Annotated in this window: 14 protein-coding genes and 1 pseudogene; 4 read left to right on the top strand and 11 right to left on the bottom strand. The window is 45.8% G+C overall.

Annotation, left to right across the window (positions count from 1 at the left end):
• Positions 1–156: 156 nt before the first annotated feature.
• A complete protein-coding gene (locus QUB13_RS23540; protein ID WP_333385521.1) occupies positions 157–738 on the bottom strand; it encodes a helix-turn-helix domain-containing protein in 582 nt (193 codons plus the stop codon).
• Between the two features lie 70 nt (positions 739–808).
• A complete protein-coding gene (locus QUB13_RS23545; RefSeq protein WP_333385524.1) occupies positions 809–1,261 on the bottom strand; it encodes a hypothetical protein in 453 nt (150 codons plus the stop codon).
• Positions 1,262–2,655: 1,394 nt separating this feature from the next.
• Between QUB13_RS23545 and QUB13_RS23550 the strand changes: the two are divergent.
• Positions 2,656–4,018 (top strand): annotated as a pseudogene (locus tag QUB13_RS23550) (IS4 family transposase).
• 323 nt (positions 4,019–4,341) lie between these two features.
• Here QUB13_RS23550 and QUB13_RS23555 read toward each other — a convergent pair.
• The 3 genes from QUB13_RS23555 to QUB13_RS23565 form a co-directional block, all read right to left on the bottom strand.
• The gene (locus QUB13_RS23555; RefSeq protein ID WP_333385527.1) at positions 4,342–7,401 is read right to left on the bottom strand and encodes an Ig-like domain-containing protein; all 3,060 of its coding nucleotides are present in this window, start codon (positions 7,399–7,401) and stop codon (positions 4,342–4,344) included.
• 154 nt (positions 7,402–7,555) lie between these two features.
• The gene (locus QUB13_RS23560; protein ID WP_333385530.1) at positions 7,556–10,840 is read right to left on the bottom strand and encodes an Ig-like domain-containing protein; all 3,285 of its coding nucleotides are present in this window, start codon (positions 10,838–10,840) and stop codon (positions 7,556–7,558) included.
• Between the two features lie 346 nt (positions 10,841–11,186).
• Positions 11,187–13,400: a recombinase family protein gene (locus QUB13_RS23565; protein WP_333385533.1), complete on the bottom strand. Its 2,214-nt coding sequence runs from the start codon at positions 13,398–13,400 to the stop codon at positions 11,187–11,189.
• A gap of 53 nt (positions 13,401–13,453) precedes the next feature.
• Between QUB13_RS23565 and QUB13_RS23570 the strand changes: the two genes are divergently transcribed.
• Positions 13,454–14,815: a proton extrusion protein PcxA gene (locus QUB13_RS23570; protein ID WP_333385536.1), complete on the top strand. Its 1,362-nt coding sequence runs from the start codon at positions 13,454–13,456 to the stop codon at positions 14,813–14,815.
• Positions 14,816–15,103: 288 nt separating this feature from the next.
• On the opposite strand, the gene rodA is transcribed toward QUB13_RS23570, so the two are convergent.
• The 3 genes from rodA to QUB13_RS23585 all read right to left on the bottom strand — a co-directional run bounded on the left by rodA (position 15,104) and on the right by QUB13_RS23585 (position 17,797).
• Positions 15,104–16,363, bottom strand: a complete 1,260-nt coding sequence (gene rodA, locus QUB13_RS23575) for a rod shape-determining protein RodA (RefSeq protein WP_333385539.1) — start codon at positions 16,361–16,363, stop codon at positions 15,104–15,106.
• Positions 16,364–16,821: 458 nt separating this feature from the next.
• Positions 16,822–17,175 carry a VOC family protein gene (locus QUB13_RS23580; protein WP_194011581.1) on the bottom strand — a complete coding sequence of 118 codons (354 nt, stop codon included), beginning with the start codon at positions 17,173–17,175 and terminating at the stop codon, positions 16,822–16,824.
• Positions 17,176–17,368: 193 nt separating this feature from the next.
• Complete coding sequence (locus tag QUB13_RS23585) at positions 17,369–17,797, bottom strand: tetratricopeptide repeat protein (RefSeq protein WP_333385544.1); 429 nt, start codon at positions 17,795–17,797, stop codon at positions 17,369–17,371.
• On the opposite strand from QUB13_RS23585, the gene QUB13_RS23590 reads away from it, so the two are divergent.
• Positions 17,720–17,908, top strand: coding sequence for an NfeD family protein (locus QUB13_RS23590; RefSeq protein ID WP_333385547.1), 189 nt, complete (start codon positions 17,720–17,722; stop codon positions 17,906–17,908). The genes QUB13_RS23585 and QUB13_RS23590 overlap by 78 nt on opposite strands.
• A gap of 76 nt (positions 17,909–17,984) precedes the next feature.
• Complete coding sequence (locus tag QUB13_RS23595) at positions 17,985–18,170, top strand: NfeD family protein (RefSeq protein WP_333385551.1); 186 nt, start codon at positions 17,985–17,987, stop codon at positions 18,168–18,170.
• Between the two features lie 391 nt (positions 18,171–18,561).
• On the opposite strand, the gene QUB13_RS23600 is transcribed toward QUB13_RS23595, so the two are convergent.
• The 3 genes from QUB13_RS23600 to QUB13_RS23610 all read right to left on the bottom strand — a co-directional run bounded on the left by QUB13_RS23600 (position 18,562) and on the right by QUB13_RS23610 (position 23,240).
• The gene (locus tag QUB13_RS23600) at positions 18,562–19,425 is read right to left on the bottom strand and encodes a class I SAM-dependent methyltransferase (protein WP_333385554.1); all 864 of its coding nucleotides are present in this window, start codon (positions 19,423–19,425) and stop codon (positions 18,562–18,564) included.
• Positions 19,426–19,455: 30 nt separating this feature from the next.
• On the bottom strand, positions 19,456–21,234 hold the full coding sequence (locus tag QUB13_RS23605) for an ABC transporter ATP-binding protein (protein WP_333385558.1): 1,779 nt from the start codon (positions 21,232–21,234) through the stop codon (positions 19,456–19,458).
• 683 nt (positions 21,235–21,917) lie between these two features.
• Positions 21,918–23,240 (bottom strand): hypothetical protein, encoded by a 1,323-nt coding sequence (locus QUB13_RS23610; protein ID WP_333385561.1) that lies wholly within the window; start codon positions 23,238–23,240, stop codon positions 21,918–21,920.
• Between the last annotated feature and the right edge of the window lie 275 nt (positions 23,241–23,515).

The raw sequence follows: 23,515 nt of genomic DNA on the forward strand, positions 1-23,515 counted from the left end.
ATATTTTATGAATTTAACTGTTGATTTTCCATCGCCAGATTCATAACCTTGAACATGGAATTGTTTGGTTTGATAATTTAGTGCACCAAAATAAGTTTGTCTATTTTTTTGATTGGTAATTGGGACTTCAATTCTTAGGTCAGAGCGACCCCAAGCTTAGCCGTTGATATCGCCATGAAGTAGATGACATTCATCTAAAAAAAATACTATTATTTCTCCAGATTCTATGCCACCCTTGTTTTTGGCTAAAATCTTGTTAATTTCTTTCCTCTTTTTTTTTACCAGTTCTGGATCGGATTTGGGATTAATTTTCTGAGTTTTTTTCCAGGTAATCTTTGCCAGAGATAAAAGTGCATAATAGCTCTGTTTTGACTTATAGCTGACACCAAATTCTCGCTCTAAATAAGTAACTAGCTCATCGAAATCCCAATATTCTTTATTCTTTAGCCATTCCATTACTTCAGTTTTGTGTAGAGATGTTAAATATCCTCTTGACCCTTTATGCCCTAGTTTGATTCCTGCGATGCCTTTGGTTTTAAATTGTTTTTTCCAATAACCAATAAAAAATTTACTTACACCTAAAATTTTGCTAATTTCATGGTAAAGTTTACCTTCTATAGCCATCCTTACGGCTACTGCTCGCTTGAGTTCTCTTACAGTTCGATCACTTTTAATGAAAGATTCTAACGCCGCTCTTTCTTTTTCCATATCTTTCTGTGGTAGTTGTAAGTTATTCATCTTTTTATTGTCACAATCAATGATTGCATATAATTATATCATAATAAGTGTAGATAATGATTTAGGATTGCTATATACCCTGTAGCCCAACGCAATTTAAGCTCTGGCATTCCTCTTTTACACTCTCGCGTGTCACTGGATTATTTCTCTGGTTTGTTTGTAAGCTAATTAACAAAAATGCACAACTCACTATTTCCCACCACTTGGATATTTGCTGATAACTTGTTACCCGAAAATTTGCCCAGCCTAGTTCGTTTTTGGCTTGCTTGAATCCGTACTCAATCCAATTCCAAAAACCATAGTGATTCCCAATACTCGAATATAAATCTCCTGAAAAATTAGTCATTAAATACCAAGTATTAGTTTTTAGCTCCCGGAAAAAATCACTGGTTATCTTCCAGTATCTCACATCTAAGGAGCCAGGACCAATGATTTCTTGAATATATATTGTGTGTTCATTGCCATTAGAAAATACCCGGTCAAATGTTTGCCAGTCACTGTAAGTAACTTCTTCTTTATTCAACCAAGCTTTGTGATTGGAGCGAATTGCTACTACATATTTGAGGTGCCATTTATTTAGCCCTTGTATAAATGTAGAGCTTTCCCCCTATAGACTATCAGCTAATACCTGATCGATTTTAAATCCCATCCCCTCTAGTTACGATATAATTTCTAGGGCAAGTTGAGGTTTAGTCTTATATGTGTCTTCTGGTAGGAGAGTTGCTTGTGGTTTAAAAATTTTAAAAATTAATGGAAATAGCGTGTTTCCGACTACACCATAGGCATTAACAAATACTATTCTATTCTCTGCCTTACCGAGATTCCCAATATATTGTCTCGCCACATAATCTGTAGTATCTCCCTTTTTTTGTCTCCGGTTTCATCTATTATTAATATGACTTTTTTGCCAGTGACTTTCTCTAGTATTAACGACAATCTTAATTATTCAAAACCCTTAATATCCAGGGGAAACTGTTAAAAAATGACGTAGAATTGTTCATTTTTCAATTCGACCACTTTCGCTATTCCTGTTAGCAATTTTCGCTTGATTTCGGAAATCATCCCTATAATTAGATACTTGAAGTTTTCAAAACTTCTTACAAGAGAGAAATAGATGTTGATAGGCAAGACAGTGTTCGTCTACAAAACTCACTGTAGGAACTGGTGAGCGGCGTACTACCATACATTTTAACTATTTGAGGACTTTAGGAATATTATACTATGGCTAAAGTGATGAAAGAGCGATAATGGTGGCAACATTTTGTTTTTTGGGGATCCCGTGTGGCTCCTTATTTTTTTACCTTACCATTCTCTCAAAGCTTTGTCCTGTTTAGACTAGAAGTGCCTTGTCACCCGCTAAGGATTTTTCCAGAAGAAAGATGATGAGATTTACATTTTCACCGCAGATAAACACAAATTAACGCAGATCAAGTGCCAACTCTTACATCTCACATTCCGCACCCTCTACTGTCACAATCGTTTTTTTCGGAATTTTTATAACCAACCCAGTTACGTTTTATACAACGTACAAGAAAATCATTTTGGCGATCGCCAGTCAAAAATGCTCAAATACCCGCTATACAGGCGGAAGAAATCCTGCGAGGAGCTTGAGTTAAGGGAATAAAAAATTATAGAACCCTATATTTTTGAGGTTTATTGACAGGTGTCATGCAGCACATTAAAATAAATTATCAGAATCCATATTGATTATGAGCAAGCTCAAAGATTTTTCCATTGCCACTGCCAGAATGATGCCCGTTATTATCCTGGCAGATGTCAGTGGCAGTATGACAGCCTATGGCAAATCATTTGTGACAAGTTAAGAAAAAGTGCAAATTGTCAAGGGGGTAAACCAAAAAAGGTAAAATAGGCTGAAACATCTATCTGGCAATCAGTTTAGCCATAGTTGAACCAGCTATGAGTAGCAAAAAACGAATCAACCGAGATCATGCAAAGAAAAAAAATAGTCCCCAAATAGAAAATGAAGCGATCGCGAATCACCTGGAAGATTTATTAATTCCGGCAATGGCTGCCCAAAAAACTTTTTATCGCCAACTAAATTTAAGAGATAGGATTCTGACACTACCATTAATGATGGCAGCAATATTAAGTCTTTTATGGCGAAATGTAGCAGGAGTAACAGAATTAACTAGATTATTAAATAGAGAAGGATTTTTATGGTGTGAGGCACAAGAGATTAGTCAACAAGCATTATCGCAAAGATTTTTAACTTTTCCAGCAATTTTATTTGAAAAAGTCTTTAAAGAATTACTGCCTCATTTTCGCCAAAAATGGTTAACAAGAAAATCAAGACCACTACCGGATAGCGCACAATTTGCCTTAAAAAACTTTGAAAATATCTGGATAGCTGACGGGTCAACATTAGAAGCATTATTTAAGAAGTTACAAAGTTTATCAGATGTGCCAATTGGTCAATTAGCCGGAAAAATGGGAGTAATTATAGACCTAGTAACTCATCTTCCTTTATAAATTTGGTTTTGGACAAATCCTAAACAAGCAGACACTCATTGGGAAGAAGATTTACTGAAGATAGTCAAGCCAAAAACCTTGCTGTTATTGGATAGAGGGTTCTATCACTTCGCTTTTTGGTCAAAACTAATAGACCACGAAATTGGATTTATTACTCGAATAAAGAAAGGTGCATCTTATCAAGTAAAACGGATATTAACAAATACCTATGATGTTAAAGACCAGATAATTCAGATAGGTGCAGGCACAAAAAAAACACCAGCTTTGACTATAAGATTAGTATAGATTCGCTCCAAAAATTCCTGGCGTTCTTATCTGACAAGTGTCCGAGAACCCGAAATATTACCCCCCTATGTAGTAGCAGATTTATATCAAAGACACTGGCGAATTGAACAGGCATTTTGTACGGTAAAAAGATTACTAAATTTAAGCTATTTATGGACAGGCTCGTTAAATGGAATCAAGCTACAAATCTGGGGAAATTGGGTATTTTATGCGATTATAGTAGACTTAGGAGATGCTATTGCACATGAATTAGGAGTACCAATTGAACGTATTTCTTTAGAAATGATTTATCGGGGGATGTATCATTTTTCGGTGGCCTATCAAAAAGGAATAGCTTCTGACCTAGTTAAGTATTTTGCCGCCGAGAAGAATCAAGATTTAGGGATTGTTAAGCTAGGCATGAAAACCTCATGTCAGGCTAATTATTTCTCCTTTCCCTGGAACTCAAAGAAGTCCCGAACAGTGTTTTTTCAATAATAAAGGAACAAATGGAGTCATATTTTAAGTGGGTCAACAGGTAAAAAATGAGTAAAATTACTCATTGACAATAGTGTTTTTAGCTTAACTTGTGAGTAATGGTTGTTAGTGGGTAGGGGCGGTGGATGGTGCGTGCCCGCCCTCAGTTGTTAGTTGGTAGGGGCGGTGGATGGTGCGTGCCCGCCCTCAGTTGTTAGTCATTAGTTTTTAGTCATTAGTCATTAGTTGTTAGTGACCAATAACCAATAACCACTAACCAACAACCAATAACCAATAACCAATAACCAACAACCAACAACCAATAACCAATGACCAATGACCAATGACTAATGACCAATGACCAATGACTTTCTAGATAAAAGTGAAGTCAAATCCCGAAAGAGAAGCAACTCCAGTTACACCATTTAACTTCGCCAAAATCTGAGAATCGTTGCCGGTGACGTTATTACCATTGCCGTCATAAATGATGTAAGTATTGCCGCCGGAATCGTAGGCAAACAAGAAAGCGGTTCCTCCCAAAATATTTGCAGAAACAGTTGTCTGCACGTTCAGGAGAACTTGACTGCCATTGCTCAGATTCGGGAATCCGGGGGCAAAATTAAACTGATCCTCGATCGGCACGCCGAGACCGCTAAAATCGGTAATCACATCGTATCCGCCCGTGGCGATCGCAGCATCGATCGCCGCCGAAGAAGCCGCATCAAACACCGGCCCACCCTCAGCAGGGCTAGTATACCGGAATTGATTGCTGCCGCCACCTCCGCTCATGGTATCTGCCCCCTGGCCTCCGATCAACACGTCATTATCCAAACCGCCATTAATCGTATCGTTGCCGCCTTGGCCGTCAACAGTATCGCTGCCAAGCAAACCGTTCAAATTGTCCGGCAATGAGCCTCCAATCAATTTGTTGGGGCCCGTATCGGCCGGCAAGATGCCAACGGTGACAGTACCTACGCCCGGAAGTGTCCCGAAGCCGTCGCTGACGCTGTAGGTGAAAGTAGTGGTACCCGCTACGTTACCGGGGATGAACTGCACCCGATCGCCCAGATTGACAGCTATGCCCTGTGTTGGCGTACCGACATTGATAATGCTCAGCGGCCCTTTTTGCGGGCTCGAATCGTTGGCGAGCACATCGATGAAAGTGGGCAGCAAATTATTCGTACTCGTAAATACGATGCCGTCATCGCCAACAATCGGCGACAGAGTAGTTGGAACAGTTACCGAGGTATCGAAAGAATTGATATTAATTGCGACAGAGGCTGCAGCCGTGCCGCCTTGGTCGTCAGCCACGCTGTAGCTGAAAGAGCCCGCTTGCCCGATCGCATCAGCTTTAGGTTGGAACTGCAAGCCCAGCAATTCCTGAACCGTCAATTTTTGGTTGATAGCCAGCGGACTCGTACCGATAACTACTTGACCGAAAGTCGGATTGGGAAGTCCAGCTACGTTGACCGCCAGCGCTTGGCCCTCCGGGTCACTGGGCGCAGAAATGCTCAGAGACAAAGGCAAATTTTGCAAACCAGTCAGCGTCTTACCAGTTTCCACGATCGGCGGCTCATTAGGAGTCGGAGATGTGAAACTAGGCGGCACCGGCCCCCCGCCGAAAGGTGGAGGAGTTGGAGTAGCAGCAGTCGGAGTCGGGACGATGGAAGGACTCGGACTCGGAATTGTCCCGCCCGCAGTCGGAGTCGGAGTCGGACTCGGAACCTGTGTCGGCAATGTCCCCGGTGACGGAGTTGGATTTGGAGTTGTCCCCGGTGATGGTGATGGAGTCGGACTCGGACTTGTCCCTGGTGTCGGAGTGGGAGTCGGTTCGGGAGTTGGAGTCGTTGCTGGAGTCGGAGTCGTCGCTGGAGTCGGAGTCGTCGCCGGAGTTGGAGTCGTTGCCGGAGTCGGAGTCGTTGCCGGAGTCGGAGTCGTCGCTGGAGTTGGAGAAGGCGTTGTCCCCGTCGGAGTTGGAGAAGGCGTTGGAGAAGGCGTTGTCCCCGAAGGAGTTGGAGAAGGAGTTGTCCCCGAAGGAGTTGGAGAAGGCGTTGTCCCCGAAGGAGTTGGAGAAGGACTTGTCCCCGTCGGAGTTGGAGAAGGACTTGTCCCCGTTCCCGGAGTTGGAGAAGGACTTGTCCCCACAATTGTGAAGGGATTGTCCTCTACGCGGGGTATTTGAGCCGTAGTGAACCGAGATTCATCTAGCGAGTTCGATCGCACATCCACCAACACCGCCAAAAATTCCCCAGTTTGCCTGTCCCGAATAATCGTGTTGCTAGAATTCGAGCCTTGACCCTGAAAGATTTCTAACTGTGTAAAGTTGAGACCTCCAGCCAGACCGATCGAATCTTCCGGCTTAAAATCTCTAATTAAATCAGCATCCCCGATGTCGCGGCCGCCTGTCGTGAGAAACCCGTTGCCACTAGGCGAAGTGCCCACCCTAGCGAGAACAAAAATATCCGATCCATCGCCTCCAGTCAGAGTATCAGACCCGCGATCGCCAGAAAGAATATCATCCCCACCACCTCCAGACAGAGAATCATTGTCATCCCCCCCGAAGATCAGGTCATCACCCTCACCGCCATCAGCAGTATCATTACCCACACCACCGCTGATGACATCGCCCCCATCGCCGCCCAACAAAATATCATTACCCCTAGCGCCGATCAGGCAGTCATTACCAGTGTCGCCAAAAATAGTGTCACTGCCCTTGTCGCCAAAAATCAGGTCATCCTCGGCACCGCCGCGCAGACAATCATTGCCTTTACCGCCGTACAGCGTGTCGTTACCTTCAGCACCCAAAACAATATCATTGCCCTGGTCGCCAAAAGCTACATCATTACCAACGTCGCCAGAAACCAAGTCATCGTCTTTGCCGCCCCGCGCCGTGTCATTGCCGCTGCCGCCTTCAACAATATCTTGACCGGCACCACCGTTGAGAGAATCGTCACCATCATCGCCCCTGACGATATCAGCCCCGTCCCGACTCAGAATCGTGTCGTCACCGATACCCCCGGAAATCGTGTCATTGAACAAGCTGCCGACTAAATAGTTATTCCCCTCATTTCCGACAACTAAGCCATCGACAAAAACTGGTTCTGGGGGAGGCGTGGGTGCAGTCGGAACTGGCCGCGGCACCGGCGTGACCGAAATCCCCGGGCCCGTCCCGTTCATCATCGGAGAAGTCCCCGTCATTGTTGGAGAAGTCCCCGTCATTGTTGGAGAAGTCCCCGTCATTGTTGGAGAAGTCCCCATCATTGTTGGAGAAGTCCCCGTCATTGTTGGAGAAGTCCCCGTCATTGTTGGAGAAGTCCCCGTCATTGTTGGAGAAGTCCCCGTCATCGTTGGAGAAGTCCCCGGTGACGGCGACGGCGATGGCGTGGGCTCCGTCATCGTTTCGACAATAATTGCTGGTACTGCACTCGGCATTGTTTCGACTCCTTGCGACGCTACTCAATCAAAAACTAACTACTAAGGAATGAAAATTTAATAACTTAAGCGATTTCTCGTTAATGCAGATCAGTCGGCTCTACTTACAGGATAGAGGACTGTAGGAGGTGCTTAAGTTATTAAGTTTTCGATCCTAAATAAACTTAAAGTCAGAGGCAGTAATAACTGTGCTCAGAGCTCCCGGCACTGTAGGAATAGTATTCAACACTGCCAAATCGAAAGCTGGGAGACTGTCATCTGCCACATTTGGGTCAAACCCTAGAACGTACTTGTTAAAAGTATTGTTCAGGTACACGAAGAAAGCTCCTGTTTGGCTCGAACCGTTTTGATTTTTCAACACTGCGTTGACAGCTTGAGCGTTGTCAAATTTAGATTCAAACAAAATGACTTCTTGATTGCTGATGTTGTCGCCGCCACTGCCGATATTCCTGACGATAAAACTGGTGAAATCGTTAGTAGTTCCAGAGTTGATTAGACCGGCAAAATTTGACGACCTGAACAAGAATCTGTCGGTGCCTGTGCCGCCGACATTGAAGTCAGCAATAATATCCACACCTTCACTCGGAACTTCGTAGTAGAAGAAATCATCGCCAGCGCCGCCTGTGAGCAAGTCAGAACCGTTCCCGCCGCCCAAAATGTCATTGCCGGCACCGCCTTCTAGGGTGTCGTTGTCATCGCCGCCCAACACCAAATCGTTGCCGAATGAGCCGCTGAGACAGTCGCTGCCGGCACCGCCGTCTACAGTGTCGTCGCCCGCTTCGCCGAACAGGGAGTCGCTGCCGCCCTCTCCCAAAATGTAGTCGTTGCCGGTACCTCCGAGTGCCGTGTCGCTGCCTTCTCCGCCCAAAATCGTGTCTTCGCTGTCGCCGCCGGAGATGAAATCGTTATTGATACCGCCGTCGAGCAAGTCTCTGCCGAGGCTGCCGTCGAGGATGTCGTCGCCTGCACCGCCGTCGATGGTGTCGTCACCTAGACCGCCCAATAAGGTGTCGGTGCCGGTGCCTCCAAGTATCGAGTCCTCGCCGGCTTCTCCCAATATTGAGTCATTCCCTGTTCCGCCATCAATGGTGTCGCCGTTGTCGCCGCCCAAGATGATGTCGTTGTCATTGCCGCCGAACATCAGGTCGTTGCCCTGTCCGCCAATGAGGGAGTCTATGCCGTCTTCGCCGTCGATGGTGTCGTTGCCGAGTCCGCCGTCGAGGGTGTCGTTGCCGATCGAACCTAGCACTGAGTCGTTACCTCCCTCACCGAATTGGAGGTCGTCGCCGCCCATGCCCTCGATGATGTCGTTGCCGTCGCCCCCAGAGAGGGTATCGTTGCCGGCACCGCCGATGATGTAGTCGCTGAGGTTGCTGCCTGTAAAGGTACTTGCTGGGAGTGCGGTGCGATCGACAATATTATCTACCACCGTAATGCTGAAGGATGCAGGCCCGATCGTTGCAGACCCGTCGGAGGCTGTAAACGTGAAACTGTCGCTACTGCCAGCCGCCAGCAAGTTGTATTTGACAATGTTGTTGTTGATATCGTCTTGGCTGAATTTGCCACCGACGTTGAGAAACGTGGTGCCCCTTTGGACAAAACCTCTAGTAGCATCCGGGGCTTTGGTAATCGTGTAAACGATTTCCGACGGCGGGTTGTCGGGATCTGTTACCAACAAATCCGCAGCGGTGATTGTCTGGGTAGGAGCAGCTTTGGCAACCACCACACCGCCGTTAACTACTAGCTGCGGCGGGTTGCTGACGTTGATGGTTACTACCGCCTGACTGGTGCCGCCCCTGCCATCTGAGATCGAGTAACTGAAGCTGTCACTACCCGAAAAGCCTGGATTCGGCGTGTATTTGAATACGCCCCCACCAGAGGGAGTCAGGGTTCCTTTGGCTGTTGGAGTAAAAGTGCTGACACTCAGGGGGTTCTTGTCAGGATCGGTGTCGTTGAATAGAACGTTAAGACTGAGTTCTTGACCCGAAACCGTGGTGAAGTTGTCGTTAACTGCTCTGGGAGCCTGATTCGGGAAGGGAGTAGGATTTGGTGTCGGCGTCGGTGTCGGACTTGCTGTCGGCGTCGGTGTCGGACTTGCTGTCGGCGTCGGAAACATCGGCGTCGGACTTGCTGTCGGCGTCGGGAACATCGGTGTCGGACTCGGTGTCGGTGTCGGACTTGATGTCGGTGTTGGTGTCGGACTGTCTGTCGGAGTCGGTGTCGGACTTGCCGTCGGAGTCGGTGTCGGAGAAGGACTCGGTGTGGGTAGGGGGAGGGGGGTGGCGCTACCGGGAACTGTGGGGGCAATTACAAAGGAGTTGCGTCCTAGGGTTCTGCTGTCAACTCCGGGCAATACTGCTAAAAAGTCGCCGCTGACTCCGTTGCGAATAATTGTGCTGCCGGCTTTGCTGTCGGTGCTTTGGAAGATTACCAAATCTTCAAACTTGAGGTCGCCGCTGAGTCCGATCGAATCTTCGCCTTGGCGAAAGTCTGTGAAAATGTCCGCATCGGCGATATCCGGGCCGCCTGTGGTCACAAATGCCGGGTTAGTGCCGTTGCTGCTGCCGCTGGGGGAACTGAAGCCACCAATGACAAAGACATCTCTGCCTTCGCCTCCGGCCACGATGTCTTTGCCTTCGTCGCCCCACAGCACGTCGTTGCCAGCGCCACCGTCGATGATGTCGTCTCCAGCACCTCCAAACACGATGTCGTCACCGTCGCCAGCAAAAATTGTGTCCGCGCCGGCATCTCCGTAGAGCCAGTCGCCTCCTTCGTTGCCAAATAGCAAGTCTTCGCCGTCGCCACCGAAGAGCGAGTCGTTACCTTGGTCGCCCCACACGATGTCGTCGCCTTTGTCGCCCAAAAAGCTATCGTCGCCAGAGCCCCCGCGCAAGCTGTCGCCGCCTTTGCCGCCGTAAGCGGTGTCTTTGCCTTCGCCTCCGATTACTGTGTCGTTGCCGTCATTGCCGTACAGCAGGTCGGGGTTATTTCCCCCATCAAGGGAGTCGTTGCCTTTACCTCCGTAGATGGTATCGAGTCCTGAACCGCCGTCGAGTACGTCGTTGCCGGGCCCGCCGAACAGCACGTCGTCATCCTCGTTGCCAAATACTAAATCGTCGCCGTCCAAGCCTAGGACGGTATCGTTGCCTTGCAGCCCGGAAATCACGTCTGGGCCGGGACTGCCTCCTAGGGAGTCGTTGGCTTCTGTGCCCCGGATCACGCCTCCGATCGTTGAGGGTGCGGTACCGCCTCCGCCCAAGGTGTCGTCTATGCCACCAAATGTGTCGTCGCCGGAGGGTGTCGGTGTCGGTGCGGGTGTCGGTGTCGGTGCGGGTGTCGGTGTCGGTGCGGGTGTCGGAGTTGGCTCTGGAGTTGGCGTTGGTGCTGGATCTGGAGTTGGAGTTGGCTCAATTATGATACGCGGTACTGCACTGGGCATTATTTTGGCTCCTTTAAACGACGGTTCCGATTAACTTTAAGAACTGATCAATCTCAGTTTGTTGCCTCAAATCTGGCTTATTATTGATTAATAATCTCGCTCATTTCTAGCATAATAAATCAAAATTGCCAGGGCTATAGATTTTTTTGAACTCTGGTATTTTTTGCGCTAGAAATAGTAATGTTTGCAAGTTTTGATGTGGGTTTTGGGTACACTCTAATATCGCCGGATTTTGATCGAACCTAAAAGTCTGAATTCAAGTCAGCCTCGATGAGCTATCCAAGGGTGGAAAAAATGAAAATCTTTGCATTCAGAATTTTCTTGATGCCTGTCGAATCTCTTAGTTTTAGCCGGACTGCTGATAAGAAACAGAACTCTGAATGAGGGGCAGAAGTGGCCCAGTTTGCTCTTGTCCGTTGACGGCTAGTTCGCTGTGACAAAGGTAAAGTACAGAACAGCGACTTAACAAATCTAGCAGAATTCGTCGCAGCCGCTGTTGGTCGGCGGTGGTTTCGTCTTCGGTTTCCCAGGGACGCCCCAGTTGCGATCGCACAAATAAGGGTGCACCAAACAATGTCGCCGCACCGCCACTCAGCCACAGGGACGAGCCGGCATCCAGCCAAAAGTGCCATTTGTGGGCGCGGCGGCTGCTGCGGTACTGGAAGATGTTGGCCAGGGTGACGGCTTGGGTTTGGGTTCCTTGGGCGCGGACGGGATAGGGGTTGGCGGTGACGGTTCCTTGGCGCAATAACTGGATGAACCGGGCGATGGTTTCTGATTCGCTACTGTTTGTTGGTTCTTGGCGCTGCATTCGTCCGTGTATTTCCCAGTAGTGGGCGGCGGTTTCCATTAACTCTCGCAGGGCTGATAGCCGATCGTAGGCTAGGTATCTGTCGTTGATCAGAAATTTCTGGATGGCTCGATCGAGCAGGGCTATGGGACTAGGCAACAGCCGCTCTTGTTGTTGCGATCGCTGTTGTTCGATCCACTCGACAATTTGCTCGTAGGCGGCACAGGCTCGGTGTCCCACTCTGTCCCACCGGGGAAAGGCTGTAATTGGTAGCAATTGAGGTCGATCGACATCGGGACAAAAACAGCTATCGGCGATTAAACCGGCTCTCACTTGGTCGATCGATTTTTGATTCGGAATTTGAGATTTTAGATGGAAGTTGGGCTGGGAATCTTCTGTTTCCACTACTTCCCGATGTTTCTGGCTGCCTAAAATTACCAGCATTTCGGCTACTGCGTCTCGATCGACTAAACGGCCCAGTCCCGGATAAACTAAGGCTAACAAAGTCAGCAAAGCTCGAATTTCTGGGGTAGTCGAGAGGGGACGCTGATCGTTGAGAGATTCGGCGGCGATGCCGTGTCTGGCTAGAATTTCGGTTAAACTGTAACGGGCGATCGCATCCATCCCCGGAGCAATTACGGCGATTTCCTGCGGCTCTACGGCTGCTGATTTCACTGCATCCACGATGATTTCGGCGGTTTCTCGCAGCAGTTGGGCCCGGGAAATTGTTTCGAGCGATCGAACTGATCCGGGCAAACTCAAGCCTAAAGGATAAAAACCCTCAGAATTTACTGCTAAACTTACCGCCAATTCGCCAATTTCTGGGGATAAACCCGCTTTTGCGTCCAATTTTTCGACGATGCGACACCTGCTTTCGAGTTGGGCGAGGTCTTCGGTGTCCGCCCCCAAACCCAAACGCACTCCTCCATCTTGATTGTAGGAGAAGGCTCCCGCCACGCCTCGATCGAGCATTCGATCGAACAAATGGCGGCTGATGGCTGGATAATCGTCAACATCATCTGCGATCGTAGCTTGGTATCTAGAGGTCAACTGCTGCTGGTAAGTAACATTTGGCAACAAGTAACGCCAGTAGAGTTCGCAAACAATCCCGTAAGTCAGCAGCCCCCGCGTCAAGCACCATTCCCACCACCTTTCGAGCAATTCTCCCATGCTAGCCCACAGGCTGTGCGAGTCGCCAAAGCCGACAAATCCCTGTTCCAAAATGCTCTTAATTTCTTCTCTCGGGGTACCGCTGACAGCAGCAAGTTGTAATAAGTCTAGAGTTCGACGCACCATTCGGTTTGGACTGACTCCTGTTTGTTGCAAAATGCCTTCGTCTAATTCGCGACGCCAGAGTCGGGCGGCAAGTTCCAATTCTGTTTCAGGTTGCAGCCTCAGCGGAAATTGAGCCTTCAACTGCAGTGACTCAACTAGCAGCGGCCAAAATAGCAATACTTCTTGCTCAAAAAAACCGAAGGGTGTTGTGGAGTGAAAGGCATATTTTCCTTGGGTGGCTACGGCGATGCGATCGGCTAGTTCCAGCCGATTGTCGCCGTTAGCTGCTAATACTAAAATTGCTGGGGCTGTTTGTCCCGCCCGCCACCGCCCGGAATGCCCCCGGCTTGAAACTGTTGCGGGCAAGGACTTAACGGTTTCGCTCCAAATACAGAACTGCTCGACTAAACGAGCGGTTTTGCCCGTTTTGGCGGCTCCGACAATCCAAATTGAATTTTCTGCCGACGTTCCCAATTTTTGTAAATCTGTTACCATACCATGAATAATTTAGTCACTAATGCCTGCTGCCAACGAACCAGCTTTTAGTTATGAATACTTCTGCGTGGAATAGGTTTGTCAAATATCTCTACAGCGCTAACCAGTGGTATAGAGATACACCTGAAAGAGCTCTAGAACAAGCTTATGATGCTGCTTTAGCAATTAAGGCGATCGAAGATGAGCATTTTGGGGGCCAACGGATTTCGGAGCGAGCGGGCGATTACGGACAAAGCACCCTGTCTTACTTTAAATCCGAACTGCAAAAATACCTCAAGGTGATCCACACTAGGATGGTTGAGTTTAATGCTAGCCGTTATTTTTTGGAATTGCCCGATCGGGTAGGAGCAAAACCGCAGGCGACAGATAGCACAGAGCGCCGCCAGCACGGATTAGGTTTCGACGATAGAGATGGAGCATCCCTTGTCTTTGAGAAGCTCGCATTTATTGATGGGGTCATTGATAAATATATTCATCAGGGTAAATCAACTGCGATCGTTCCGGTTTTAAGCTCAGAAAACCTTTTATTTAAATCTACAAATAACACCTCTCAACCTAACGGAAGCCCAGGTTCAGCTAATTCACTTCAAACTCAGGCGGGCGAAGTAGACACTAACTCTGAAGAGGTGAATTTATTGCCCCGATCGCTTTTGGGAACCTTGAATCGAATCACTAAAGAACTTAACCCAGAAGCAGAAAAAGACGTAGTTAAGAATTTTCGCAATTCCCAAGTAAAAACAGTCATTTCTCTGAGATTTATTTTGCTGCTGATTTTAGTTCCGCTGTTGGCGAATCAAATTTCCAAAAACTTTATTGTAGGGCCGATAGTTGACCAGTTTAGACCTCCGGAAGAATCTCGGATTTTCATAAATTATGAGTTGGAAGAAGAAGCCTTTGAAAAACTAGAGCAATTTGAGCGGCAGCTAAAATTTGAAAAGTTAATTGGCATTGCTCCCTCGCTTTCAGAAGAGGAAACGGAAAAGAAGATTACCGAAAAAGCAGTTGAGATAGCGGAGGAATACCGCGGTGAAAGCGGTGGAGCCATTAAAAATATTTTTGCCGATTTAATTTCTTGCTTTGTTTTTGTCTGGATTCTCCTTGTTAACAAGAGAGAGATTGAGATTTTAAAATCTTTCATGGACGATGTGATTTACGGACTTAGCGACAGTGCTAAGGCTTTCATAATTATTTTGTTTACGGATGTGTTTGTCGGATTCCACTCACCGCACGGTTGGGAAATAATTCTCGAAGGTTTATCGAGGCATTTTGGACTACCAGAAAATAGGCAGTTTATATTTTTGTTTATCGCGACGTTTCCAGTTATATTAGATACAGTATTTAAGTATTGGATCTTCCGCTATTTAAACCGGAGTTCGCCTTCTGCAGTTGCAACTTACAAGAATATGAACGAGTAATCGGCTCATATCTATTCCTGCAAAATAACCCTACTAGGGTTATTTTACAGGACATGAGATGGCTTGAATCTTGATAAAATTTTGAGGAGTTCAATCCTCACTACAGACATATTAGGGTTATTTTACAGGACATAAGATGGCTCGAATTTCCCATTAAAGTGCTGGACGCAAAAGTGATTTTACACGCTACTTATAGGGTAAGGTGCGCATTGCGCACCCTACATATAAAGGTTATGCGTAAGTCGTGAATTACCAATTACCAATTACCCATTACCCATTACCAATTACCTAATTCCAACGCTTCTTGCGCTGTCGCCGGTTGGCTACTGACTCCACCAGTCCCAGTGCGAGAAAGTTACTCAGCAGCGACGCATTCCCATAACTTAGGAAAGGTAGCGGAATTCCTGTTACTGGGGCTAAGCCGATGTTCATCCCAATATTTACGAATACTTGAAAAATTAACATTGACAGTACGCCGATCGCCAGCAATGAACCAAAATTGTCGTTAGCAGTCTGAGCAATAATCACCAACCGGAAACAAATTATCCAGAACGTCACCAGAACGCAAATACAGCCAATAAAGCCCAATTCTTCGCCGATCGCTGAAAAGATAAAGTCCGTATGCTGTTCGGGAATAAAGTTAAGCTGAGTTTGGGTTCCGTGAAACAAACCCCTGCCTTTGAGCTCCCCAGCCCCGATCGCAATCCGAGATTGAATCAAGTGATATCCGCTGCCTAAAGGGTCTTTCTCGGGATTTAAAAAGCCTGTCAGGCGCATTTTTTGATAATCCTGAAGCACACCCCAAAAAATATGTCCGACGTGTCCCGAAACCACGTTCACCACCACAGCAGCAAAAGTCCCCAACCAAGGCCAAGGTAGGCTTCGCCAAGCGATAATCCCCGCAACGACTACCCAAGCAACCCAAATCGGTGTAGACAAGTTGTTTAGGAGAACCGAGATTAGAGGAGAAAACAGCAATATTAGCCAGCCGGGATTGACATTACCCCAGTAAAACATCCCCATTGTGATCGCGCCAAACACCAGAGAAGTACCTAAATTTGGTTCAGCAAAGATCAATCCCCAGGGTAGGGCCATAATCGCCAGCATCTTCAACATATCCCTGACTGTGGGGACAGTTTTGTCGTGCAGGAGAGCTGCTAAAGTGATAATCATCCCTACTTTGGCAAATTCTGACGGTTGCAGGTAAAAGCCGCCGATATTGATCCACCGCTGGGCACCGAGCCCTGTAGTACCGATAAATCTAACTGCGATTAGTGACAAATTAATGGCTATGTAAATCGGCCATTTCCACTGAATAAGTATCTCGTAGCGGCAGCGGGAAATGACTATAGCTATGGACAAACCGACTGCGCCAGTTACCCAGTGGCGCCACCAGTCGATCGATGCCTGGTTCATTTCGACGCTGCGGATCATGATTCCGCCCAAGATGGTGAGGCCTATGCAGGCGATAAACAGCCAAGGATCTGATTCTTCCCAGGGTTTGAAGATGGATTTCCAGCGGTTTCTGCTTTGTATTCTCTGCAACATGAGGATTTTAGATTTTAGATTTTAGATTTTAGATTATCGAACCGATGTTCGGAAGTTGTGGATATATTTCCGATTCTGAGCTTACACCCTACTGCGCGAGCATTGGTGTCAGTACGTCACTTTATTCGGCGACTCCTACAGAGGTTCCGGGCCTTCAGCTACGGGCCTTTGCTGATTCGCACCAATCCCGTGGCCTGTGCATTCCGCACCAATCTAGGGCTTAATTAATTCGCGTTCCGATTTTTTCATTAGTTAAAGCCCAAAAAATTGCTTGGGGGATCTTGGTTTTACAATCAAAACGCCCAAACGCCGATCGACAGGCGATTTCCACTGGCCCACAAAGTCAACACTAAGCGCAGCGCACGCGCTACAAACCCTGCACAGCAACCAATCTTCACGGTGGGTCGGGGGCGCGCCTTACCTGGATTTAATAGCCGATCGCCCCCCAAGCCCTAAAATCATCCTTTGGCGGGTTCGTAAAGATACTCAAAACCGTTACCGTCGAGGTCTCTACCGTAAAAAGAGGCTGTACCGTCACGGTGTTCGTGAATCTGAGTGACGGAAACACCTTCGGATTTAAGCTGTTGGTAGGCGGATTCCATTTCGGTGCGATCGTCAAACACAAAACCAAAATGCGGCCCTGCTTGGTCGTAACTCGGACTCAACAGCGCCAAGCCGTCCTCTCCCGCTTTCAAGTAAGCCCAGTCTGCATCTTTCCACACTAACTCCATCCCCAAATTTCGGTAGAATTCAGCAGATTTTTCGATGTCTTGCACGCAGACGGCTACGTGTCCCAATCTTTTTAGTTTCATGTCTAGAATTTTTATGGTTGTGTTTGAGTTTATTGTATCTTTTTTTTGATTTGTTTCTCGGTTAATTAGGTATTTTTTGTAAATTTTTGGTGCGAGCTAACTGTACCTTTTCTACTTTTTTGCTGGCATTCATTGGGCTGAACAGTTTAATAGTGCGATCGGATTTTTATTGGGTTCTATCGGTGTTACCAAGTTATTGTTCTGTCAGAGCTAGTTGATAGCAAGCTTCGGCTCGGTTTAATTTGTTGGAGCGATCGAGTATTTCTAGGGCTGCATGGTGCTGTACGGCTCGGTCTAATTCTCCCCATTCTCGGTACAGCGCTGCTATACCGTTGAGAGCTTTGGCTTTGATGGTACTGTACTGGTTTTGGTCGGATCGGGCGATCGCCTGACGGTACAAGATCAAGGCTTTCTCTGGATCTCCCAGGTTTTGATAGGTGGCGGCGAGAAAAACTAACTTGTATCCCGTAGCCACCAACTGACTGTTTTCCCGATCGGCATCTAGTCGATCGGCGATCGCATTGATATTCAGGAGCCAGCAGCTATGTCTATTAACGATGTTGAAACAGCGATCGTTGATGAAGAAATTAGACCTCACGAATGCGGTCGTGTTCGTTTCCAAAACAGTTGGTGGCCGGCGAAGTGCGATCTAGACCTGACTTTTGAACCCGGTGACGAGGTTCGCGTCGTGGGAATTGACAATATTACTTTAATAGTTGAAGCGTCATTATAAGTCAATGATTTAGGGACTCGGACTATCAGTTTTTAGCATCTCAAAATTACAAAAAATTAGCAATTAGGAGCAAACAATGATGACTGTCAGCTATTTAGAAAAAGCGATTGTAGAAGAAGAAATTCGACCTAATAAATGCGGCCTCGTCCGATTCCAAAGCAGTTGGTGGCCCGCTAAGTGCGATCGAAAAATAACTTTGAAACCGGGTGAGGTGGTTCGCGTCGTGGGACTTGACAACATTACTCTGATAGTTAAAGCGTAGTTGGGAATTAATCTGGAGGTGGGGAGTTATCGGAGGGTAGAAAAAATAAAGTTGCGATCGCGTTTCTATTTCGATACATTTCTCTTCAAAGGCGCGATCGTACTCATCACCTCTGTTATATCAATTCCGGCTGCACCGGAATGATATAGAGGACACGGCAGTGCCGTTTCCCTACCACGATCAATTGTAGGGAAACGGCACTGCCGTGTCCTCTGTTTATATCATTCCGATGCTAACGAAATTGATATTAATTTCAATATTCTAGAGTTTAACCTCAACCACAACTCACCGCTGACAGTTTTGTCGGCGGGTTTTTTTCAGTAGGAACAACGCACCGTGTTCATTGGGTCAACTTAAGGTAAGTGCCTTGCGAAAATCCTCAACCGAGAGCCTATTTCTCATACCGGACGAGAAGATCCCAGAGATAGATATCGGGATCGTCATGCTCGATATCCTCTTTGAGAACGTTAGCTAAAATTTCCGAATCCAAAAAATAAATCTCAAAATTTAGCCGTTTAAAACCCACTTCTTTAAAGATGCGATTCAAGCGCAAGGGCGTATAATGTATCTGTGAATAATGCCACTCCCGCCCGTGAAGGGTGTTGTGCGGTACATTGACTAGCCCTTCTGTTACCCAATAAGCGTGGGGTTTACTTAAATGGGCAATTTCCAAAGGACAAAAGATGGTAGGAAAAAAGCCGTAGAGCTTACCACCTGGTTTGAGAACTTTAGAAAATTCGTGTATTATCTGGCGATTGATTTCATCCTCACTGGAGACAACGGCAGCAACCGCTAGGACATAATCAAATTTTTCTTTCCAATCGGGTCTTTCTTCTATTATTTTGGTAGAATCAACTTTCTCAAAAACTAATTGTTGGCTGTTAAGCCGGGAATTTCCATCTGCTTTTTGCCAATTTTCCCGTGCTTTTTCAATTCCGGTTTGGGAAAAATCTGTGCAGTAAATTTTGCCAATTTGCGGACAAAACTCTAGTAATGCCTTCTGAAGATGAATTTCGGAGCCACAGCTAGGAATCAGAACTTGGATGTCTGGAGAATTGGGAATATCAAAGCAGGAAGATTGATTGTAAGGACGGATCAGGGCTTTGCAAAGGTCAGGGTCTTGTGTCAGGCTGAAAGCCTTGCCAGCATAATCTTTGTGGTTTTCATCCCACATCGCTTTCTCTTCTTCAAGAGATTTTGAGGCAAGGCGACTAGAAGAGGGGATGAGCCATTTAGATTCATTTGTGTTAGTCATTATTTTCAACTCCAAGATATTCAGTACAGGTCAAGTTTGTGATTGAGAATGGGCAAGCATTGTCAAGTCGTTATGGGAGTGATGACTCTGTTGCCAAAGTGTGGCATAGAGTCCTTCTTGTTCCAGCAAATCGGTATGGCTACCCGATGCAACAATGCTGCCGTTTTCTAACACAAAAATCTGATTAGCACGCAAGGCATGGGTGATGCGGTGGGTAATCATAATCACAGTACATTTTTTGGCAATGCGATCGATAGTGGCGAGGATACCCGCTTCTGTTACCAAGTCAAGGGCGGATGTGGCTTCATCTAAAATCAAAATAGCGGGATTTCTAACTAAGGCTCTAGCAAGGGCGATTCTTTGCCGTTGTCCCCCCGATAATTGTCCGCCTCTGTCACCGACAGGAGTGTCATAACCTTGGGGTAATGTCAGAATAAAATCGTGAATTTCAGCGGCTTTTGCGCCAGCTTCTACCTGTGCGTCACTGGCTTCTAAATCCCCCATGCGAATATTTTCCCGCACAGTTGTGTTAAACAGAATTACCTCCTGAGAAACTAATCCAATTTGAGAGCGGAGGGAGCGTACTCTTGCATGACGCAGATCGATTTTATCTAACAAAATGCGCCCTCGATCAGGGTCGTAAAAGCGCGTTAGTAAGTTCACAATCGTACTTTTGCCTGCGCCACTCTGCCCGACAAACATGACATACTCACCCCGGCGAATCTTCAGCGAGAGATTTTTCACCCCCATTCTTTCGGCAGAGTAGTTAAAGCTGACACAATCGAAGCAAATATCTTGGGCAAGATGCGGCAATGCAACCGCATCTGAGGTGTCCCGAACCGCAGGCGTTTCTGACAGAATATCATTGATGCGTTGTAGAGCGGCTACTCCATCAATGACAATGGGAAGCGAACCGGTAAAGCCAATAATATTCAGATTTAAGCCCAACAACAAAACCTGATAGGAAACTAGAGTTCCTACAGAAATGTAATTGCGGTAGGTCATCACTGCACCGATACTCAAAATCACAAGCTGGGTTATGACAAAAAGAATCATGGGGACTTTTTGCACCAAGTAGGACAAAAATGTTGCTTTAACATAAACCAGTTGCAAGTCATTCAAATCAGCGGCAAAATCCTGGGTAGCTCGGCGTTCCATCCCAAATAATTTGACAACAGATTGGGAGAGAATATTTTCTTCAACAATGCTGGCAATTTCTCCTTCCTTTTGTAGCACATGATAGCCTTGAGAAGTAGCCATCTGAGCAATGGGGGCAGGGGCAATGATACAGATGGTTAAACCAATGCAAGTTAGAGTAGCTAACTGCCAGTTAAGTGAGAACATGAAAATAGTAGTAAATAGGATGCTGCTAATTTCTAAAACAACGACGGTTAGCCCCATCGTAATTAAACCATTCTCTACTTGCTGTACGTCGGAAATCAGACATTTGACAATATCTCCGGCTGAACGTCGCCCAAAAAACTCCATTGACAGATTTTGGAGATGCTCGAATAGGGAGCGCCGAATATTGTTGATGATGACAATGCCCAAACGCGCTCCTAAAAAGTTGCCCAGTAAACCAATGACAGTGTAGAGAATCGCGCCTACGCCAAACAGGGATATGATTAAAACTAAAAGTTTATAGTTTTGAGGAATAATTGCTGCATCCACAATAAATTTCAAACTAACTCTTAGTACAGAATCAAAGGCTGCATCGAAAATCAGGCAGCCAAACATTAAAATAAATTGCCATCGGTAGGAGCCGAGATATTTACTTATTGTTTTTATAAACCAAATAATTTGCTGCATTGTTGATGTGAATCCTGTTGGGAAAAATTTAGACTTTGAATTTGGTTGGCAGTTTTCATTGGGATAGCTTTTCGATCAGTAGGTGGGGTAGTAATAGATGACCGTTACTCAATTAATTAAATCATGTTTTGTTAGAAAATTCAACTAATTATTAACAGTTTTTTCTTGTTTTTTCTCGTTTTTTTTATTTTTATTCACATAGATTTTTTGTTTTTAACGCAATTTTTGTCCGGCTTTGGATTTAATTCAGTTGCTCTTTTTTTGAGGCTGCATCCTTTCCATGTCTCTATCATGGCTCCCCACCCCCACCCCTGTCAGTCGGAAAAGTCGGATCGTCAAAGTCGGAAAAGTCGGATTTTTGCCTAATTTAGACATACTTTAGCGGATGCAACATCACGGGCTAAAAGATATCGGTAATAATACTGAAAATTAATCCAGTTGTTTGGGCTAATCGTTCTATTTTTTATTGTTAATAAAAAAATTAAGCCTTGTTTTAGGGATAAAGACAAGGCTTGACGCCGAGTTACATGGTTGTCCCCTAGGTAGCGAACTCAGAGTTATGAAAGATGAAGTATTCCTAATCTCTGGGAAATGTTGGGTTGAACGCCCTCGTCAACCCAATTTACGAGATTGAGCGCTCGCACTCTAAAGATGGAAATTATCCTAACGATCTCAAATGTTCATTAAGTTGTGGTTACGTCCCATCCTTTTTTGCCTCCTGTGCCAGTAGTTTTAAGAGTAAAGGTAACGCTGCGTTTGTTGGTTAGATCTACTGAAGTAACTTCTGGCGACTTAATTTGCGATTTGAAAATTGCTCCTTCCTTCATTTCCCTTACCCACATTGCATATAGCTTTAGCGTGAGTAGAAAATCAGCAGACTCTCCGCTGGCTACCCCTGGTTGGGCTACCACTACAGAGCCATTCTTGTAAAGAGCTATATTAGATCGTTCGTCAGAGGAATTTATACAAGAAATAGTACCATCTTCGTTGTAATCGCCGGTTGAGTTTAAATCAAGCGCGCCACTTTGAGATATCGTATACTCGACGATTTCGTTAGCGTCTACCTCTATTGTTAGATCTAAATCGCCATAGGGCAAAGCATCGCTGCTCGCAGCTTTTCTAGTGACACCAATTCCTTGTTGAATTGGATAGGTTGTACTTCCTCGGCTAGTCTTAGTATCGGTGGAAGGTTTGAGTGGAAAAACCTTCCAAGCCGTAGGAAAAATTTTGTCAAACATACCTTTTATATTAGGATCTTGTTGAAACAAGACAATGCTCACCTCGTCCTCAGAAAGATTTTCTACAATAACTTTTATGTCGCTGTTTCCGCCAGCACCAAACGCTTGTCTGATGGGTACTGCTGCTACTAACTCTCTTAGTAAGTAGGGAATTCGAGCAGATGTAGAAATGGCTTCTGAAACTCTTAATATTAGTTGGCTCGCTCCCTCTGGAGTGTAAGGATCGACTAATATGTTAACTTCCTCAGCAGCTTGAAGAGCTTCAGACAATTTTTGGACAATTTCAGAATAGACCATGCCTTCTTTATCAGCAGCTAGCTCGAACTCCAAGAGAGGATGGTTTGGAATTTTAGCGCTCCAATATTTTTCTACACTTAGAGTGAACCATTGGTAGTTAACTGATTGTAGATCCAGCAAAAATTCTTTAAAGATATAGATGGAATATCTTTTCCCTTCTTGATATTTATTTTTTAGGGAATTGTAGATATCCTTTTTGTTTTCACTTATTGCCAAAGCGTTGTCCGATGTGTTTAATTGGAAGTTTGCACTCCCCTTTCCTGGACTTGCAGTAACCTTCGTACACCTATATATCTTTTCGTCAGTTGGCTTTTGTCCTTGCGTAATCTTATAATCATTACCTTTCTTCAACTGATCGGCTGAACCCTTCATTATTGTGACTGTGAATTCTGACGTAGGATTTAAATCGCCATTTCCATCTACAAAAGAATCCCAAATTTGTCCAACTTTTTTCCAGATATGTACAGCCATTTTCATCTCCTTCTATGTTGTAATCAAATTGCCATTTTTGTATCAATGTCGAGACAAAATTTTATTTTTGTCTTCCGTCTCTACACCTATAAGACGAATCCAGAGGTCAATTTCTGAATTTTTCGAGTTAGAGGCAGTTTTCCCCTAACTCAATGCACCTATGAAACCCACCCTCAGAACGAGAACCGCCCATCGCACAAAATTTTGTCATTGAGTTGAGGTTGGCAACAAAAAATGTAGGGTAGTCGCTGACAGCAGTGCCCACCCTACATCAA

This window comes from Microcoleus sp. B4-D4 (assembly GCF_036705185.1).
Lineage (GTDB): Bacteria > Cyanobacteriota > Cyanobacteriia > Cyanobacteriales > Microcoleaceae > Microcoleus.

Excerpts from the sequence above, each read along its gene's own strand:
- QUB13_RS23605 (WP_333385558.1), bottom strand. The coding sequence starts at position 21,234 with ATGCAGCAAATTATTTGGTTTATAAAAACAATAAGTAAATATCTCGGC.
- QUB13_RS23610 (WP_333385561.1), bottom strand. The coding sequence starts at position 23,240 with ATGGCTGTACATATCTGGAAAAAAGTTGGACAAATTTGGGATTCTTTT.
- QUB13_RS23555 (WP_333385527.1), bottom strand. The coding sequence starts at position 7,401 with ATGCCGAGTGCAGTACCAGCAATTATTGTCGAAACGATGACGGAGCCC.
- QUB13_RS23560 (WP_333385530.1), bottom strand. The coding sequence starts at position 10,840 with ATGCCCAGTGCAGTACCGCGTATCATAATTGAGCCAACTCCAACTCCA.
- QUB13_RS23595 (WP_333385551.1), top strand. The coding sequence starts at position 17,985 with ATGATGACTGTCAGCTATTTAGAAAAAGCGATTGTAGAAGAAGAAATT.
- QUB13_RS23600 (WP_333385554.1), bottom strand. The coding sequence starts at position 19,425 with ATGACTAACACAAATGAATCTAAATGGCTCATCCCCTCTTCTAGTCGC.
- rodA (WP_333385539.1), bottom strand. The coding sequence starts at position 16,363 with ATGTTGCAGAGAATACAAAGCAGAAACCGCTGGAAATCCATCTTCAAA.
- QUB13_RS23540 (WP_333385521.1), bottom strand. The coding sequence starts at position 738 with ATGAATAACTTACAACTACCACAGAAAGATATGGAAAAAGAAAGAGCG.
- QUB13_RS23580 (WP_194011581.1), bottom strand. The coding sequence starts at position 17,175 with ATGAAACTAAAAAGATTGGGACACGTAGCCGTCTGCGTGCAAGACATC.
- QUB13_RS23565 (WP_333385533.1), bottom strand. The coding sequence starts at position 13,400 with ATGGTAACAGATTTACAAAAATTGGGAACGTCGGCAGAAAATTCAATT.
- QUB13_RS23570 (WP_333385536.1), top strand. The coding sequence starts at position 13,454 with ATGAATACTTCTGCGTGGAATAGGTTTGTCAAATATCTCTACAGCGCT.
- QUB13_RS23590 (WP_333385547.1), top strand. The coding sequence starts at position 17,720 with ATGTCTATTAACGATGTTGAAACAGCGATCGTTGATGAAGAAATTAGA.